We start from the raw sequence: 15,424 nt of genomic DNA on the forward strand, positions 1-15,424 counted from the left end.
TGGCGGGCGGCGGCGCGTGAGCGCCGCAGGTGCCCGCTTTCGGGCGGGCCCCGGCATGCCGGGGCCCGTTTGCGCTTCACCGGCCACACGCCGCGTGCGACGCGGCGGCGGACCGATAACGATATCGAGAGGGCGGCGATGGCGAGGCTCGGGTGGGGCAGGCGGATGGTTTTCGGCGCGGCGCTGGCCGCGGTTGCGATGCTCGGCGCCTGCAACGGCGACGAGCCGGGCGAGCGCAACCGGCTGCCCGGCTTCGTGTCCGGCAGCGTGCGCACGACGGCCTATGACGGCGCGAGCGACGACCTGCTGACGGCAGGCCTCGGCAAGACGGGCCTCGCGGCGGCAGCACCCGGTTTTGCGAATCCGTCCCGGCCGACGAGCGCCGAGCTGCGCCGTCTCGCGATCTGGTCGAACTACCGCGCGCTCGTCGACATGAGCGCGAACGGTGGCTATGGCCGCTTCTGGGGGCCGAACGTCGACCTCGCCGGCAACGACACGCTCGGCGAAGGCAAGATCCCCGGCACCGAATATCTCGCGTATTCCGACGACGGCAGCGGCGGCAAGAACGTGACGCTGCTCGTGCAGGTGCCCGCCAGCTTCGATCCCGCGCAGCCGTGCATCGTCACCGCGACGTCGTCGGGCTCGCGCGGCGTGTACGGCGCGATCTCCGCGGCCGGCGAGTGGGCGCTCAAGCGCGGCTGCGCGGTCGCATACAACGACAAGGGCGGCGGCAACGGCGCGCACGAGCTCGGCTCCGATACCGTCACGCTGATCGACGGCACGCTCGCCAACGCGGTGCTCGCCGGCACCGCGAGCCTGTTCACCGCGAACGTGACGAGCGGCGATCTCGCCGCGTTCAACAGCCGTTTCCCGAACCGCTATGCGTTCAAGCACGCGCATTCGCAGCAGAATCCCGAGCAGGACTGGGGGCGCGTGACGCTGCAGGCGGTCGAGTTCGCGTACTGGGCGCTCAACGAGCAGTTCGGACCGCTGATCGACGGCTCGCATCACGGCGTGCGCTATCGCGCGGGCGACATCACGACGATCGCCGCGTCCGTCAGCAACGGCGGCGGCGCGTCGCTCGCGGCGGCCGAGCAGGACAGCCGCGGCTGGATTACCGCGGTCGTGGTCGGCGAACCGCAGATCAACGTGCGGATGGCGCCGAACGCGATCGTGCGCACGGGCGGCCAGCCGGTGCCGTCGTTCGGCCGGCCGCTGGCCGACTACGCGACGCTCGCGAACCTGCTGCAGCCGTGCGCGGCCGCATCGGCGTCGCTCGCCGACGCGCCGTACCTGAGCGCGCTGCCGGCCGCGACCACGCAGTCGATCCGCACGCAGCGCTGTGCGACGCTGGCCGCGGCCGGGCTCGTGTCGGGCGCCGACACGCAGAGCCAGGCCGCCGACGCGCTCGCGCAACTCCACGCGGCCGGCTATCTGACCGATTCCGACCTGCTGCAGGCGCCGATGTGGGATTCGCAGGCGATTCCGGCGATCGCGGTCACCTATGCGAACGCGTACACGCGCTCGCGCGTCACCGACAACCTGTGCAATTTCAGCTTCGCGACGACGAACGCGGCGACGGGCGCGGTCGCGCCGCCCGCCGCGTCGCCGATGCCGGCCGTGTTCGGCGTCGGCAACGGCGTGCCGCCGACGGCCGGCATCAACCTCGTGTTCAACACGGGTGCGGGCGTCGACCATCGGCTCGCGACACCCGATGCGAGCTTCGCGGGCGCGCTGTGCCTGCGCCAGCTCTGGACGAACGGGATGCTCGGGATGCCCGCGAACGTCGACGCGGTGCGCGTGAACGCAAACCTGCAGGGCAAGCCGGCGATCATCGTGCAGGGCCGCAGCGACGCGCTCGTGCCGGTGAACCACGCATCGCGCGCGTACGTCGCGCAAAACGGCATCAGCGAGGGCGGGCGCAGCCAGCTCGTGTTCTACGAGGTGACGAACGGCCAGCACTTCGACGCGTTCCTGCCGGTCGCGGGCTTCGACACGCGCTTCGTGCCGGTCCACTACTACAACCTGCAGGCGCTGAACCTGATGTGGCAGCACCTGAAGAACGGCGCGCCGCTGCCGCCGTCGCAGGTGATCCGCACGGTGCCGCGCGGCGGCACGCCGGGCGCCGCGCCCGCGCTGACGAGTGCGAACCTGCCGCCAATCTTGGCCGCGCCGGGCGCGAACACGATCACGACCGGCGCCGGCGCGATCGACGTGCCGCTCTGACGGCGCCCGCCGTATCGTCATCACGAAGCCGGACAGCCGTCCGGCTTTTTCTTTTTTCGTCGCTGGAATCGGTCCCGCGCCGCCATCTATTCGAATGGCGAGCGCCGTAACAAATTGTTACTTTACGGCGGTAAATCCGGAACCTATTATGCGCCGGTATTTTCACTTAATTTAATAAATTCCAGATACGAGATATTCCTTTCCGCTTTATTAATCGATCCTTTCGATTTTATTAAATCGGCTCGAACTGCGATTGATCGCCGTTTTGCGATTAATCGGCATTTCGCCGAGGGGGATTGTTCGTCTGTTCTCAGCGAGGCCGCCTTATCGGGCGGGCTTCGCGGGGGCATGCTTTTGCTGCCGATTTTGTGCGCATGCGGATATACGAAATGCATTCGTATTGCTGCGGATTATTGAATTGTCGTTTGCAATGGAATTGATTCCATTGTGCAGTCGCAAAAAACATGGGTGGGGTAAATCGTGCCGATCGGTATTCGCCGATCCGGTAAAAAACTCGGAGTGCGTCGCATAACGAATGCATTCCCGGTGCGGAGCGCCGGCGCAAATGATCCTTTGCGGCCGGCGGTATTTATCGTTCTGTTCGAGAGGCAATAATGACGACACGGAAGTCCTTGAAAGACGGTTTCGCGCTATTCGGAACGACACTGAGCATGCCGCTCGCCGCAGCCGCGGCCGCGGCGCTGCTCGTCACGGGGTGCGGCGGCGACGATGGCCCGAGCCCGTCCGCATCGGCCGCTACCGCGGCTGCGACGACGTCCAACGGCAGCACGACGGCCAGCTCCAACGCAACGGCCGCCGCCGCGGCCGACCAGCCGTACGTCGACAACGACGTGTACGGCACCGGGCCGAACGACGCGGTCACGGATTCGACGGAAGGCGCCGCGGTCGTGCACCGCCAGGTCACGATCGGCGGCAAGACCGTGAACTACACGGCCACCACGGGCCACCTGACGACGATCGATCCGATCACGTCGGCGCCGAACGCGAAGATGTTCTACGTCGCGTACACGCAGGACAATCCCGATCCGTCGAAGCCGCGCCCGGTCACGTTCTTCTACAACGGCGGCCCGGGCTCATCGTCGGTCTACCTGCTGCTCGGCTCGTTCGGGCCGAGGCGCCTGCAGTCGTCGTTTCCGAACTTCACGCCGCCCGCGCCGTACAAGCTGCTCGACAACCCCGACAGCCTGCTCGACCGCACCGACCTCGTGTTCATCAACCCGGTCGGCACCGGCTATTCGGCGGCGATCGCCCCGGCGAAGAACAAGGACTTCTGGGGCACCGACCAGGACGCGCGCTCGATCGACCGCTTCATCCAACGCTACCTGACCAAGTACTCGCGCTGGAACTCGCCGAAGTTCCTGTTCGGCGAGTCGTACGGCACCGCCCGCAGCGCGGTCGTGTCGTGGGTGCTGCACGAGGACGGCATCGACCTGAACGGGATCACGCTGCAGTCGTCGATCCTCGATTACGCGAATGCGCTGTCCGCGCCGGGTACGTTCCCGACGCTCGCGGCCGACGCGTTCTACTGGAAGAAGACGACGGTCAACCCGACGCCGACCGATCTCGACGCGTACATGGTCCAGGCCCGCGCGTACGCGGACAACACGCTCGCGCCGCTCGCGCAGAAGCCGAACCCGCAGGACGGCGGCTTCGTGAACGTGCGGCTGAACCTGAACCTGCAGACGGCACAGCAGATGGGTTCGTACATCGGCACGGATCCGACGTCGCTGATCCAGACCTTCGGCAACCCGGCCGCGCTCGGCAACGTGCCGTCGTCGAACGACAACCCGCCGTACACGTTCTTCCTGACGCTCGTGCCGGGCACGCAGATCGGCCAGTACGACGGTCGCGCGAACTTCACGGGCAAGGGCATCGCGCCGTACATCCTGCCGAACTCGGGCAGCAACGATCCGTCGATCACGAACGTCGGCGGCGCGTACACGGTGCTGTGGAACAGCTACATCAACACCGACCTCAAGTACACGTCGACGTCGTCGTTCGTGGACCTGAACGACCAGGTCTTCAACAACTGGGACTTCAGCCACACGGACCCGACCGGCGCGAACCGGGGCGGCGGCAATACGCTGTACACGGCCGGCGACCTCGCGTCGACGATGAGCGTGAACCCGGACCTGAAGGTGCTGTCGGCGAACGGTTATTTCGATGCGGTCACGCCGTTCCACCAGACGGAGCTGACGCTCGCGCAGATGCCGCTCGACCCGACGCTCAAGGCGCAGAACCTGACGATCAAGAACTACCCGTCGGGTCACATGATCTACCTGAACGACGCGTCGCGGACCGCGCTGAAGGGCGATCTCGCCAACTTCTACGACGGCATCCTCGCGAACCGCACCGCGCTGCAGCGCGTGCTGAAGCTGCAGGCGCGCACGCAGCAGCTCAAGCAGCAGCAACTGAAGCAGCAGGGGCAGTAAGCGCGGCGGGCGGCTTTGTGCCGCCCCGGATGGACGACAGCCCGATCGGCGCAGGCCGGTCGGGCTGTTTTTTTGCAGCGGGCGACGGGTCGGCGCGTCGTGCGCCGGCCGGGCAGGGCGTAATGACGGAGGAAAGGGCGGCAGCGCCGCTTACGCGAGCACGAGCCGCACGCCGACCGCGACGAGCGTCGCGGCGAGCAGGTTGCGCAGCAGCCGCTCGGGCGCGCGCGCCGACAGCAGGCTGCCGAGCACGATGCCGGGCAGCGAGCCGAGCAGCAGCGACAGCAGCATCGACCAGTCGACCGAGCCGAGCAGCCAGTGGCCCATGCCCGCGACGAGCGTGAGCGGCACCGCGTGCGCGATGTCGGAGCCGACGATGCGGGTCGTCGCGAGCATCGGATACAGCAGCAGGAGCACGGTCACGCCGATCGCACCGGCGCCGACCGACGTCATCGACACGAGCACGCCGAGCACGGCGCCCGTCAGCACGGTCGACCACAGCGTGCGCGCAGGGCTCGGCGCGAGCGGGTTGCGCGCGGCGAACGCGGTGAGCTGCGGCCGGAAGATCAGCGCAAGCGACGTGAGCAGCAGCGCGATGCCGAGCACGAGCTGGATCATCCGAGCGGTGCCCGGCGCGTTCATCCCGTGCGTGTGCAGCCACCACAGCGTGAGCGCCGCGGCCGGGACGCTGCCCGCCGCGAGCCGGCCCGTGATGCGCCAGTCGATCGAACCCTTCAGACCATGGACCAGCGTGCCGGTCGCCTTGGTCGCGGCAGCGTACAGCAGGTCGGTGCCGACCGCCGTCGCGGGGTGGACGCCGAACAGCAGCACGAGGATCGGCGTCATCAGCGAACCGCCGCCGACGCCCGTCAGGCCGACGAGGATGCCGACGAACAGACCGGACAGGGAGTACAGCAGATCGATATGGGGAAGCGACATCGGAAGCAGGCGGTTATGCGGCGTTCGGCGGCGGCGGCGCGCGGCCGCTGCGCGCGCGTCAAAGTCCGCCATTGTCGCAAAAGTGGCGGGTGGATGTACGACTGCGTTAAAAATCGGCCGCGAAGGCCCGTGCGGCGGGCGGCCGGACGGGTGTGAAACGGGCGTTTGAGCGAAGGCGGGGCCGATGGTGGTCATCGGCGCGAAAGGTACGACGAACCGGGAATGCGCGCCGTGCCCGCCCGGCACGCGCAAAAAAGGGCGCGACAGTGCGCGCCCTCCGTGGTTCGATGCCGGCAACGGGCTTCGTCTGCCGGCGGTCAGTGCATCGCGGGGCCGACGCCTTCGACGCCGTTCTGCGGCCGCATGCGCAGTGCGAGGCCGATCAGCGCAGCCGCGGCGGCGAACGCCGCGCCGAACGCGAATGCCGCGTGGTAGCCGCCGTTCAGCGCGTCGAGCGGCGCGGCCTGCGCGGCCGCGAGCGCGTCGGTGCGGGCGGCAGCGAGGCTCGCGAGCACCGCGAGGCCGAGCGCGCCGCCCATCATGAACGCGGTGTTGACGATCCCCGACGCGAGCCCGGAATCGGCCGGATCGACGTCGCTCATCGCCGCCAGCAGCATCGGGTTGAACGCGACGCCCGCGCCGATGCCGAGCAGCGTCATGCCGGGCAGCACGTGCCAGACGAAACCGCCGTCGGCCGGCGCGCGCGAGAACAGCGCGAGGCCGCAGGCCGCGATCAGCAGGCCGGCCGCGATCGGGCCGCGGATCCCGAAGCGCATCACGATGCGCGCCGACAGCCCGAGCGAGAACGCGGCCATGATCAGGTTCGCCGGCAGGAACGCGAGGCCGACCTGCAGCGGTGCGTAGCCGAGCACGCGCTGCATGTACAGCGCGGACAGGAAGAACCACGCGAACATCGCGGCCGCCCACAGCACGGCGATCACGTTCGCGAGCGCGACGTTGCGCGCGGCGAACAGCGTCAGCGGCATCAGCGGATGCGTGGCGCGTGCCTCGATCGCGATGAACAGCGCGAGCAGCGCGACGGCCGCGCCGATCAGCGCGACGGTCTGCGTCGACAGCCAGCCGGCCTCGTTGCCGCCGACGATCCCGTAGACGGCCAGCATCAGCGACGCGGTCACGGTGATCGCGCCCGCGACGTCGAGCCGCGCGGCGCCGGCCGGCGCGCGCATGCGCGGCAGCAGCGCGACGCACATCGCATAGACCGCGATGCCGATCGGCAGGTTGACGAGGAAGATCCAGTGCCACGACAACGAACTCGTCAGCAGCCCGCCGAGCAGCACGCCGATGCTGCCGCCGCCCGCGCAGACGAAGCCGTAGACGCCCATCGCCCGCGCGCGTTCGCCGGGCTCGGTGAACAGGTTCATGATCAGCGACAGCGAGACGGCCGACACGACCGCGCCGCCAAGCCCCTGCACCGCGCGCGCGGCGATCAGCATCGCCTGCGATTGCGCGAGGCCGCACGCGAGCGACGCGAGCGTGAACACGACGAGGCCCGCGAGGAACATGCGCCGCTGGCCGTACAGGTCGCCGAGCCGGCCGCCGAGCAGCAGGCAGCCGCCGAACGTCAGCAGGTACGCGTTGACGACCCACACGAGGGCCGTCTCGGTGAAATGGAGGTCGGTGCTGATCGACGGCAGCGCCACGTTCACGATCGTGCTGTCGAGCACGATCATCAGCACGCCGAGGCAGAGCACGATCAGCGCGTACCAGCGCTTCTCGCCGTGGATCCCGTGAGTCATGGGCCTGCAGCCTTTTCGATAGTTATTCGAAAGGATGCATTGTAGACGTCATCGGCGCGGGCTTCCTGTCGGTTTATGGCAGCAGCGACGCGTAGTGGCGCGTCCGGGCGGGACGCGCGGGATGGGCGTCGTGTGCGTTACGAGCGCGCCGGCAGTTCGCAGCCGTCGGGGCCGCACGCGGCCGCGTCGCTGCCGGCGAGTTCGACGATGCCGTCGCGCCACGCCTGGTCGAGCGCCTGCGCGAACGCGTCGGCCGGCTGCGCGCCCGACACCGCGTAGCGGCCGCCGAACACGAACAGCGGCACGTCGCGCCCGCCGATCTGCGTGGCGCGCGCGATGTCGGCCTCGACTTCGTCGCGGTACGCGTCACTGCGCAGCACGTCGTCGACGGCCGAGCGCTCGAGCCCCGCTTCGACCGCGAATTCGGTCAGTTCCGCATGATCGAACAGCGAGCCGTGCTCGCAGAAATACGCGCGGTACAGCCGCTCGGTCAGCGCGTGCGCGCGGCCTGTGGCTTCCGCGAGCTTCACGAGCCGGTGGCCGTCGAGCGTGTCGCCGACGAGCGTACCGGGCAGGTCGTAGCGCAGCCCGACGCTCGCGGCCGCGTCGGTCACCTGGCGCAGCATCTGGTCGACCTGTGCGGGCGACATTCGGTACTTGCCCGCGAGCATCGCCTCGACCGGCTCGACGGGCTGGCCGGGCATCAGCCGGTACGCGCGCAGCGCGACGTCGACGCGGTCGGCGTGCGCGAACGCGGCGAGCGCCTCGTCGAAGCGGCGCTTGCCGATCCAGCACCACGGGCAGATCAGGTCGGACCAGATTTCTACGGTCAGGGTCGGGCGGGCGGTCGGGGCGGGAGCGGTCGTCATGGGCGGTCCGGGGCAGCAAAAAAATGTAACCGGGACTATATCATTTTATGCTTCGACGCTTGGTCCTGGCCGGGCCCGTGCGGAACGGGCCCGCGTCCGACGTATCACGAAGCGTGGACGCGGAAGTGACGGGCCGACAGCGATTGCCGATGCCGATCCGGAAGCCGGAATGCGGCGGCGGAGCGCGGCGAACCGGCCCGCGGGGCTTGCCGCTTGCCGCTTACACGTCGCCCTGCGTTTCCTTCAGGTGCTTGAGGTGCTTGTAGACCGTCGCGCGCCCCATCCCGAGCACGTTCGCGACATAGTTCGCCGCGCTCTTGCCGCGGAACGCGCCTTCCGCATGAAGCGCCTCGACGAGCTCGCGCCGATGCTCGCGCGTGAGCCCGTTCAGCCCGACCTGCCGCTCGCGCAGCCAACCGTGCAGGAACGTGTTGATGCGCTCCTGCCAGTCGTCGCGGAACAGCTCGTCGGGCTGCGCGACGACGCCCGCGCCCTTGATGAACAGGTCGAGCGTCGCGCGCACCTCGTCGAACACCGCGATGTTGAAGTTGATGCACATCATCCCGGCCGGGCGGCCTTCGTCGTCGAACAGCACGTTGCTGACGCAGCGCATCCGCCGGCCGTCCCAGTTCAGCTTCTCGTACGGGCCGATCACGCGCTCGCGCGCGGAATGATCGATTTCCTCGAGCGCGGAATCGTCGCCGACCTCGCGCTTGGACAGGTTGTTCGCGAGATACAGCACGGTCTGGTCGTGCAGGTCGTGGATCACGACTTCCGCGTACGGGAAGAACAGCGCGGCGATACCGTCGGCGATCGGCGCGTAACGGGTGAGCAGCAGGTCTTTGACGGGGGATTTCTTCTTGCGCATCGGTGTCGCCATCTCGGGTGGGCGGGGGCCGGGCGGCGCATCGGGCCGGCGTGCCGGCGCGCTGGTGGCCGGCATGCCCGTGCGCCCGCGCGCGGCCGCCGCGGCGGTTGCGCCATTGTATCGGCCCCGCGCCCGCGTGATGCTCATGCGCGTGTCAGGTGCGCGTACAGCGCATGCGCGATCGCAATGTCCTCGAGCCCGAGGCCGATCGAGCGGAACAACACGTGACGCGTGCGCGACGGCGCCGCGCAGGTGCCGGCGACGAGCGCGGGCAGGTCGCCGACGATCCGCCCGGCGTCCCAGCCGTGGTCGGCCGCCGCGATCTGCATCTCGCCGGCGCTCGCGGGCGTCGTGTGCCGGTAGTCGCAGTACACGTCCATTTCCGGCAGCCATGAAGGTGGAATCTCGTGCGCACGCGCGACGTTCGTGCTGATCGACGTGACGAGCGTGGGGCGCGTGAGCATCCCGTCGCCGAGCACGGGCGTGCCCGACGACGTGCACAGCATCACGACGTCCGCGTCGCGCACGCAGGCTTCGACGCTCGCAGCCGCGCGTGTGCGCGGGTCGAGCCCGGCGAGCGTCGCCTGCAGCGCCGCGTCACCGGCGAGCGCGGGCGAGTACACGCGGATCGTCTCCCAGTCGCGCAGCGCCGCCGTGTGCCGCAGGTGCGCGAGGCCGACCGCGCCCGCGCCGACGATCGCCAGATGGCGCGCGTCGCGCGGCGCGAGGCAGTCGACCGCGAGCGCGGTCGTGCCTGCCGTGCGTTCGACGGTCAGCTGCCCCGCGTCGCACCACATCAGCGGCTGGCCGGTGCGCATCGACATCAGCGCGGTCCAGGCGGTGACGATCGGTTTCCCGTCGGGTTTGCCGCCCGTCACGACGTACGGCGACAGCTTCGCGCCGAACACCTGCTCGTCGGCGAGCGCGCCGAGATACGTGATGAAGTCGCCGGCCTGGTCGGGAAACAGCGTGAGCGTCTGCGGCGGCTGCACCGCGCGCGCCGACGCGAGCGACGCGAACATGCGGCGCAGCGTGCCGAGCACGTCGAGCGACGGCAGGGCCGCGCGCACCGCGGCTTCGTCGACGGTCAGCGGCAGGGGCGGGACGGTTTGCGTCATGGGGACATCTCCGGTCGGGGCCGGACAGGAATGTCTCGAAAGACGGTGTCCGGCGGTGTTCGTGATGGACGAAAAGTCTAATATAGACAAACGTAATCTGGAGAATTTTTCTTTTCGAGACTTTGTGTCGTCGCTGGCTTTGTGGAAAACACTGGAAAATCAACGGCGTTTTGACTGGTCGATGCAATTCCGATGTGGCGCCACGGGGGCGCGATTCTCGTATCCCCTATAGTCCATAATAGACTTATAGTCTATATTTCGCGTGCAGGACAAGACGTGTCGCCGTGCGGCGGCCGGCTGCATCGAATGCCGATCCGGCGCCCGGAAGAGGGCGCCGCGCGACCGATCTTCATCGCCTCAATCCGGAACCGAAGGACCTGTCATGAACTGGAAGCTTTCCCTCTGCGCCGTCGCGGCGCTCGCATGCGCGGCCGTCACGGCCCACGCGGAACAGACCACGTTGCGCTTCGGGATCGAAGCCGCCTATCCGCCGTTCGAGAGCAAGACGCCGGCCGGCCAGCTGCAGGGATTCGACGTCGACATCGGCAACGCGGTGTGCGCGAAGCTGAACATGAAATGCGTGTGGGTCGAGAATTCGTTCGACGGCCTGATCCCTGCGCTGCAGGCGCGCAAGTTCGACGCGATCAACTCGGCGATGAACATCACCGCGAAGCGCAAGCAGAGCATCGACTTCACGCCGGCGATCTACGTGGTGCCGATCGTGATGGTCGCCAGGCGCGGCTCGCCGCTGCGGCCCGACGTCGCGAGCCTGCGTGGGAAGCACGTCGGCGTGCTGCAGGGCTCGTCGCAGGAGGATTTCCTGAAGGCGCACTGGGCCGATGCGGGCGTGGCCGTCGTGTCGTATCAGGATCAGGACCAGATCTACGCCGATCTCGTCGCCGGGCGTCTCGACGCGGCCGTGCAGGAAGCGCAGACCGCGCAGGACGGTTTTCTCGACAAGCCGACCGGCCGCGACTACCAGATCGTCGGCGAGCCGCTGAAGGATCCTGCGACGCTCGGCGAAGGCACCGGCTTCGGGTTGCGCAAGGGCGACAAGGCGCTGCAGGCGAAGATCGTCGGCGCGCTCGACGCACTGAAGAAGGATGGCACGCTGGGCGCGCTGTCGCAGAAGTACTTCAAGCGCGACATCGTCGCGAAGTAAGCACGGCCGCGCGCCAGCCGCGGTGCCGGCGCGTGTCGCATCGAATCTCGACGCTGGGCGGGGAAGCATGGATTTCGACGTCATCGTTCTGGGGGCCGGCATCGTCGGCGTATCGTCGGCGCTGCATCTGCAGGATCGCGGGCTGCGCGTCGCGCTCGTCGACCGGCGCGCGCCCGGCGAGGAAACGAGCCACGGCAATGCCGGGCTGATCGAGCGCTCGTCGGTCATGCCGTACGCGTTTCCGCGCCGGCTCGGCACGCTGCTGCGCTATGCGCGCAACCGCTCGGTCGATCTCTATTGGGACTATCGCGCGCTGCCCGCGTATGCGGGCTGGCTCGCGCGCTTCTGGCGCGAATCGTCGCCGCAGCGGCTCGCGGCAGCCGCGCGCGACCTGCTGCCGCTCGTCGCGGCGAGTGTCGTCGAGCACGATGCGCTGCTCGCGCGCACCGACGCGCAGCCGCTCGTGCACGACGGCGGGTGGATCGAGGCATTCCGTTCGCCCGCGTTGTTCGACGCGGAAACGCGCGCGCAGCAGCGCGTGGCCGACGTGCACGGGCTGCGGATGACCGTGCTCGACGCGCGTGCGCTGCGCGAGCGCGAGCCCGGCATCGGCGACGCATTCTGCGGCGCGTTTCACTGGCAGGACCCGAAGACCGTGTCGAGCCCGGGCGGGCTGACCAAGGCGTACGCGCGGCTGTTCGAACGCGACGGCGGCACGTTCGTGCTCGGCGACGCGACGACGCTCATGCAGGTGGATGGCGGCTGGCGCGTCAGTACCGGGCATGGGCCGATCTCTGCACGCTCTGCCGTGGTCGCGCTCGGGCCATGGTCCGATTACGTGTTCGCGCCGCTTGGCTACCGGATTCCGCTGCGCGCGAAGCGCGGCTACCACATGCATTACCTGCCGACGCGCACGCTGCTGAACGTGCCGGTGTGCGATACCGAGGAAGGGTTCGTCGTCGCGCCGATGGAAGGCGGCCGCCTGCGGCTCACGACCGGCGTCGAGATCGCGCTGCGCGGTGCGCCGCCGACCGGCGTGCAGCTCGCGCGCGCCGAGCCGCTGGCGCGCGACGCGTTCGGCATCGGCGAACGGCTCGATCGCGAGCCGTGGCTCGGGATGCGGCCGTGCACGCCCGACATGCGCCCGGTGATCGGGCCCGCGCCGCGCCATCGCCACCTGTGGTTCGCGTTCGGCCACTGCCACCACGGGCTCACGCTCGGCCCCGCGACCGGGCGCCTGCTCGCCGAAATGATGACGGGCGCGCCGACCTATATCGATCCCCATCCGTACCGGCCCGCGCGCTTCGACTGAGCCGGCGGCGCGGCGATGCGGCGCAAGCCCGGGCCGCCACCACGCGCGTTGCATGGCGTTCTCCGGCTGCGATGCGGCCGCAACAATTTTTCATTCGGCTATCCGAACTATCGAAAACCCGGCAATCGGAAATGATCTGCGTAATCGCCGAGAAAGAAATCGCGCAACAAATAAAATAAGAAAATTCTCGATTTATCAATGCATTTTCATATCGATGAAATGCGCAGTGAGTAGTCGGTCATGACGATGTGCGGCGGTATCGCGACCGGGCGTTCCGGCGTTATGCAGAATGTACCGGAACACGTTACTGCGGGGCTCGCAAACGTTACGTTACATCCGCGTTCCGACTGCCATTTTCATCAGATGATTCGGGCTCCGCAACGTGCGCATTTCGCCTGAAATCCATAAAAAGGTTTATTGCCAGGAAATTGGCAGATGAATCAATCGGTTTTTTGAATTGGCACGCTTCGTGCAATCCGTCCCCATGCTTTATCAACGTAGTGCCAACCGAGATGGGGTAAATAAGAATGGGACAGAATTTCAAATTGACGGGTGTAGCGCTGTCGGTCGCGACGGTGTTCGGGGTGCTGGCTTCGGGTTCCGTGCTGGCGGGGGCCCTCGATTCGCTGCCGATCCCGCAAGTGATCGTCAATCCGCCGACGAACAGCGTGTCGGTCGGGCTGGTCGCGACGGGCACGTCGCCGCTGGGCTCGGTCATCGTGACGGCGGGCGGATCGGGCGCGATCCAGACGTCGCTCGGCGATCCCGGTCAGGTGCTGCCGGGCGCCGTGGGAGCGGTGACGGGCGCACTCGGCGGTGGCGGCGGCACGGTGCAGCCGCTGGCGCCGGTGCAGGGCGTGGTGAATCAGGTGACGGGTGCGCTGAGTGGCGGCAACCCGGCTGGTGCGCTGACGGGGGCGCTCAATACGGCGACGGGGACGCTGAGCAATGCGGTTGGTACGGTTACCGGCGCACTGGGTAACGTCGGCGGCGGGTCGAATCCGCTGGCGCCGGTGCAGGGTGCGGTGAATCAGGTGACGGGTGCACTGGGCGGCATCGGCGGCGGGTCGAATCCGCTGGCGCCGGTTCAAGGCGTCGTGAATCAAGTGACGGGCGCGCTCGGTGGCGGCAATCCGGCTGGTGCACTGACCGGTGCCCTCGGCACGGTGACGGGTGCGTTGGGCAACGTCGGCGGCGGGTCGAACCCGCTGGCGCCGGTTCAAGGTGTGGTGAATCAAGTGGCGGGCGCCCTCGGCGGCGGCAACCCGGCAGGCGCGCTGACGGGCGCGCTCGGCACGGTGACGGGCGCACTCGGCGGTATCGGCGGCGGCGCGAACCCGCTGGCGCCGGTCCAGGGTGTGGTGAACCAGGTGACGGGCGCGCTCGGCGGCGGCAACCCGGCAGGCGCACTGACGGGCGCACTCGGCACGGTGACGGGCGCACTGGGCAACGTCGGCGGTGGGTCGAACCCGCTGGCACCGATCCAGAACGTCGTCGATCAGGTCACGGGCACGCTCGGCAGCGGTAACCCGGCCGGCGCGCTGAGCAACGCGGTCAACACGATCACGGGCACGCTCGGCAACGTCGGTGGCGCAGGAAGCCCGCTCGCGCCGGTGCAAGGCGTCGTCACGCAACTCGCCGGTACGCTCGGCAACAACAATCCGGCCGCTGCACTGACGAACGCGCTGAACTCGGTGACGGGCGCGCTGAGCGGGTCGAACCCGCTCGCGCCGGTGCAGGGCGTCGTGAACCAGGTCGTCGGCACGCTGTCCGGCGCAGGCAGCGGTAGCCCGATCACGCCGATCACGAACCTCGTCAACGGCCTGCAGAACGCGCTGCCGACGGGCGGCAACGCTGCCGGCGCACTGACCGGCGCACTCGGCACGGTGACGGGCGCGCTCGGCAACCTCGGCGGGTCGAATCCGCTGGCGCCGGTGCAGGGCGTCGTGAACCAGGTCGTCGGCACGCTCGGCGGCAGCAATCCGGCTGCGACGCTGAGCAACGCGCTCGGCACGGCCACGGGCGCACTTGGCAACGCAGTCGGCTCGGTCGCGGGCGCGCTCGGCGCGCTCGGCGGCACGAGCCCGCTCGCGCCGGTGCAGGGTGTCGTCAACCAGGTCGTCGGTACGCTAGGCAGCGGCAATCCGGCCGGTGCGCTGACTGGCGCGCTGAACTCGGTGACGGGCGCGCTCGGCAACCTCGGCGGGTCGAACCCGCTGGCGCCGGTTCAAGGCGTCGTGAACCACGTCGTCGGCACGCTGACGGGCGCGGCGGGCAACAGCCCGATCGCACCGATCGCGAACCTCGTGAACGGCCTGACGGGCGGCGGCAACCCGGCCGGCGCACTGACCGGTGCGCTCGGTTCGGTGACGGGGGCACTCTCGAATGGTCCGGCGGCACTAGGCCAGGCGGCCGGCGCGCTGTCGGGCGCAGCCGGTTCGACGACAGCGGCAGGCGGCAGCCTGCTCGGTTCGGGCTCGAACGCGGCCGGCGGCACGGCCGGCGCGGTCGGCTCGCTGCTGACGACGGGTGCCAACTCGACGGCGACGGTTGTCAATGCGGTCGGCACGTCAATGGGCACGGCACTCGGTTCCGCACCGGGCCTGTCGGTGACGCCGCATTCGGGCAACGGCTCGCCGAACAACCCGCTCGCACCGGTGGCGACGCTGCTCCAGTCGCTGACGGGCGCGCTGCCGAGGTAACGAGCCGGAAACGCCCAG

The 15,424-nt window shown here is 68.9% G+C and carries 10 protein-coding genes; 5 read left to right on the plus strand and 5 right to left on the minus strand.

The features are described from left to right. The first annotated feature begins 138 nt into the window (after positions 1–138). Together OEJ37_RS12430 and OEJ37_RS12435 are read left to right on the plus strand one after the other, a co-directional pair. Positions 139–2,226: a D-(-)-3-hydroxybutyrate oligomer hydrolase gene (locus OEJ37_RS12430; protein ID WP_263344438.1), complete on the plus strand. Its 2,088-nt coding sequence runs from the start codon at positions 139–141 to the stop codon at positions 2,224–2,226. A gap of 614 nt (positions 2,227–2,840) precedes the next feature. Next, on the plus strand, positions 2,841–4,679 hold the full coding sequence (locus OEJ37_RS12435) for a S10 family peptidase (protein WP_263344439.1): 1,839 nt from the start codon (positions 2,841–2,843) through the stop codon (positions 4,677–4,679). Positions 4,680–4,829: 150 nt separating this feature from the next. On the opposite strand, the gene OEJ37_RS12440 is transcribed toward OEJ37_RS12435, so the two are convergent. From OEJ37_RS12440 to OEJ37_RS12460, 5 genes are all read right to left on the minus strand, one after another. After that, the gene (locus tag OEJ37_RS12440; RefSeq protein ID WP_175919019.1) at positions 4,830–5,618 is read right to left on the minus strand and encodes a sulfite exporter TauE/SafE family protein; all 789 of its coding nucleotides are present in this window, start codon (positions 5,616–5,618) and stop codon (positions 4,830–4,832) included. A 317-nt stretch (positions 5,619–5,935) separates the two neighbouring features. Then, positions 5,936–7,375 carry a DHA2 family efflux MFS transporter permease subunit gene (locus OEJ37_RS12445; protein WP_175947321.1) on the minus strand — a complete coding sequence of 480 codons (1,440 nt, stop codon included), beginning with the start codon at positions 7,373–7,375 and terminating at the stop codon, positions 5,936–5,938. A gap of 137 nt (positions 7,376–7,512) precedes the next feature. After that, positions 7,513–8,244: a DsbA family oxidoreductase gene (locus OEJ37_RS12450; protein ID WP_263344440.1), complete on the minus strand. Its 732-nt coding sequence runs from the start codon at positions 8,242–8,244 to the stop codon at positions 7,513–7,515. A gap of 220 nt (positions 8,245–8,464) precedes the next feature. Further along, positions 8,465–9,259, minus strand: a complete 795-nt coding sequence (locus OEJ37_RS12455) for a transcriptional regulator (protein WP_317891534.1) — start codon at positions 9,257–9,259, stop codon at positions 8,465–8,467. Then, on the minus strand, positions 9,256–10,230 hold the full coding sequence (locus OEJ37_RS12460) for an ornithine cyclodeaminase family protein (RefSeq protein ID WP_263344441.1): 975 nt from the start codon (positions 10,228–10,230) through the stop codon (positions 9,256–9,258). Before OEJ37_RS12460 ends, OEJ37_RS12455 begins: the two co-directional genes overlap by 4 nt. Before the next feature lie 382 nt (positions 10,231–10,612). On the opposite strand from OEJ37_RS12460, the gene OEJ37_RS12465 reads away from it, so the two are divergent. The 3 genes from OEJ37_RS12465 (at position 10,613) to OEJ37_RS12475 (ending at position 15,406) form a co-directional block, all read left to right on the plus strand. Continuing rightward, positions 10,613–11,392 carry an ABC transporter substrate-binding protein gene (locus OEJ37_RS12465; RefSeq protein ID WP_263344442.1) on the plus strand — a complete coding sequence of 260 codons (780 nt, stop codon included), beginning with the start codon at positions 10,613–10,615 and terminating at the stop codon, positions 11,390–11,392. 67 nt (positions 11,393–11,459) lie between these two features. Continuing rightward, positions 11,460–12,704, plus strand: coding sequence for an NAD(P)/FAD-dependent oxidoreductase (locus OEJ37_RS12470; RefSeq protein WP_175919015.1), 1,245 nt, complete (start codon positions 11,460–11,462; stop codon positions 12,702–12,704). Positions 12,705–13,231: 527 nt separating this feature from the next. Next, positions 13,232–15,406, plus strand: coding sequence for a beta strand repeat-containing protein (locus OEJ37_RS12475; protein WP_263344443.1), 2,175 nt, complete (start codon positions 13,232–13,234; stop codon positions 15,404–15,406). The last annotated feature ends 18 nt before the right edge of the window (positions 15,407–15,424 follow it).

It is taken from the genome of Burkholderia sp. BKH01 (assembly GCF_025685725.1).
Classification (GTDB): Bacteria; Pseudomonadota; Gammaproteobacteria; order Burkholderiales; family Burkholderiaceae; genus Burkholderia; species Burkholderia pyrrocinia_C.

Excerpts from the sequence above, each read along its gene's own strand:
- OEJ37_RS12455 (WP_317891534.1), bottom strand. The coding sequence starts at position 9,259 with ATGAGCATCACGCGGGCGCGGGGCCGATACAATGGCGCAACCGCCGCG.
- OEJ37_RS12440 (WP_175919019.1), bottom strand. The coding sequence starts at position 5,618 with ATGTCGCTTCCCCATATCGATCTGCTGTACTCCCTGTCCGGTCTGTTC.
- OEJ37_RS12470 (WP_175919015.1), top strand. The coding sequence starts at position 11,460 with ATGGATTTCGACGTCATCGTTCTGGGGGCCGGCATCGTCGGCGTATCG.
- OEJ37_RS12460 (WP_263344441.1), bottom strand. The coding sequence starts at position 10,230 with ATGACGCAAACCGTCCCGCCCCTGCCGCTGACCGTCGACGAAGCCGCG.
- OEJ37_RS12475 (WP_263344443.1), top strand. The coding sequence starts at position 13,232 with ATGGGACAGAATTTCAAATTGACGGGTGTAGCGCTGTCGGTCGCGACG.
- OEJ37_RS12465 (WP_263344442.1), top strand. The coding sequence starts at position 10,613 with ATGAACTGGAAGCTTTCCCTCTGCGCCGTCGCGGCGCTCGCATGCGCG.
- OEJ37_RS12435 (WP_263344439.1), top strand. The coding sequence starts at position 2,841 with ATGACGACACGGAAGTCCTTGAAAGACGGTTTCGCGCTATTCGGAACG.
- OEJ37_RS12445 (WP_175947321.1), bottom strand. The coding sequence starts at position 7,375 with ATGACTCACGGGATCCACGGCGAGAAGCGCTGGTACGCGCTGATCGTG.
- OEJ37_RS12450 (WP_263344440.1), bottom strand. The coding sequence starts at position 8,244 with ATGACGACCGCTCCCGCCCCGACCGCCCGCCCGACCCTGACCGTAGAA.
- OEJ37_RS12430 (WP_263344438.1), top strand. The coding sequence starts at position 139 with ATGGCGAGGCTCGGGTGGGGCAGGCGGATGGTTTTCGGCGCGGCGCTG.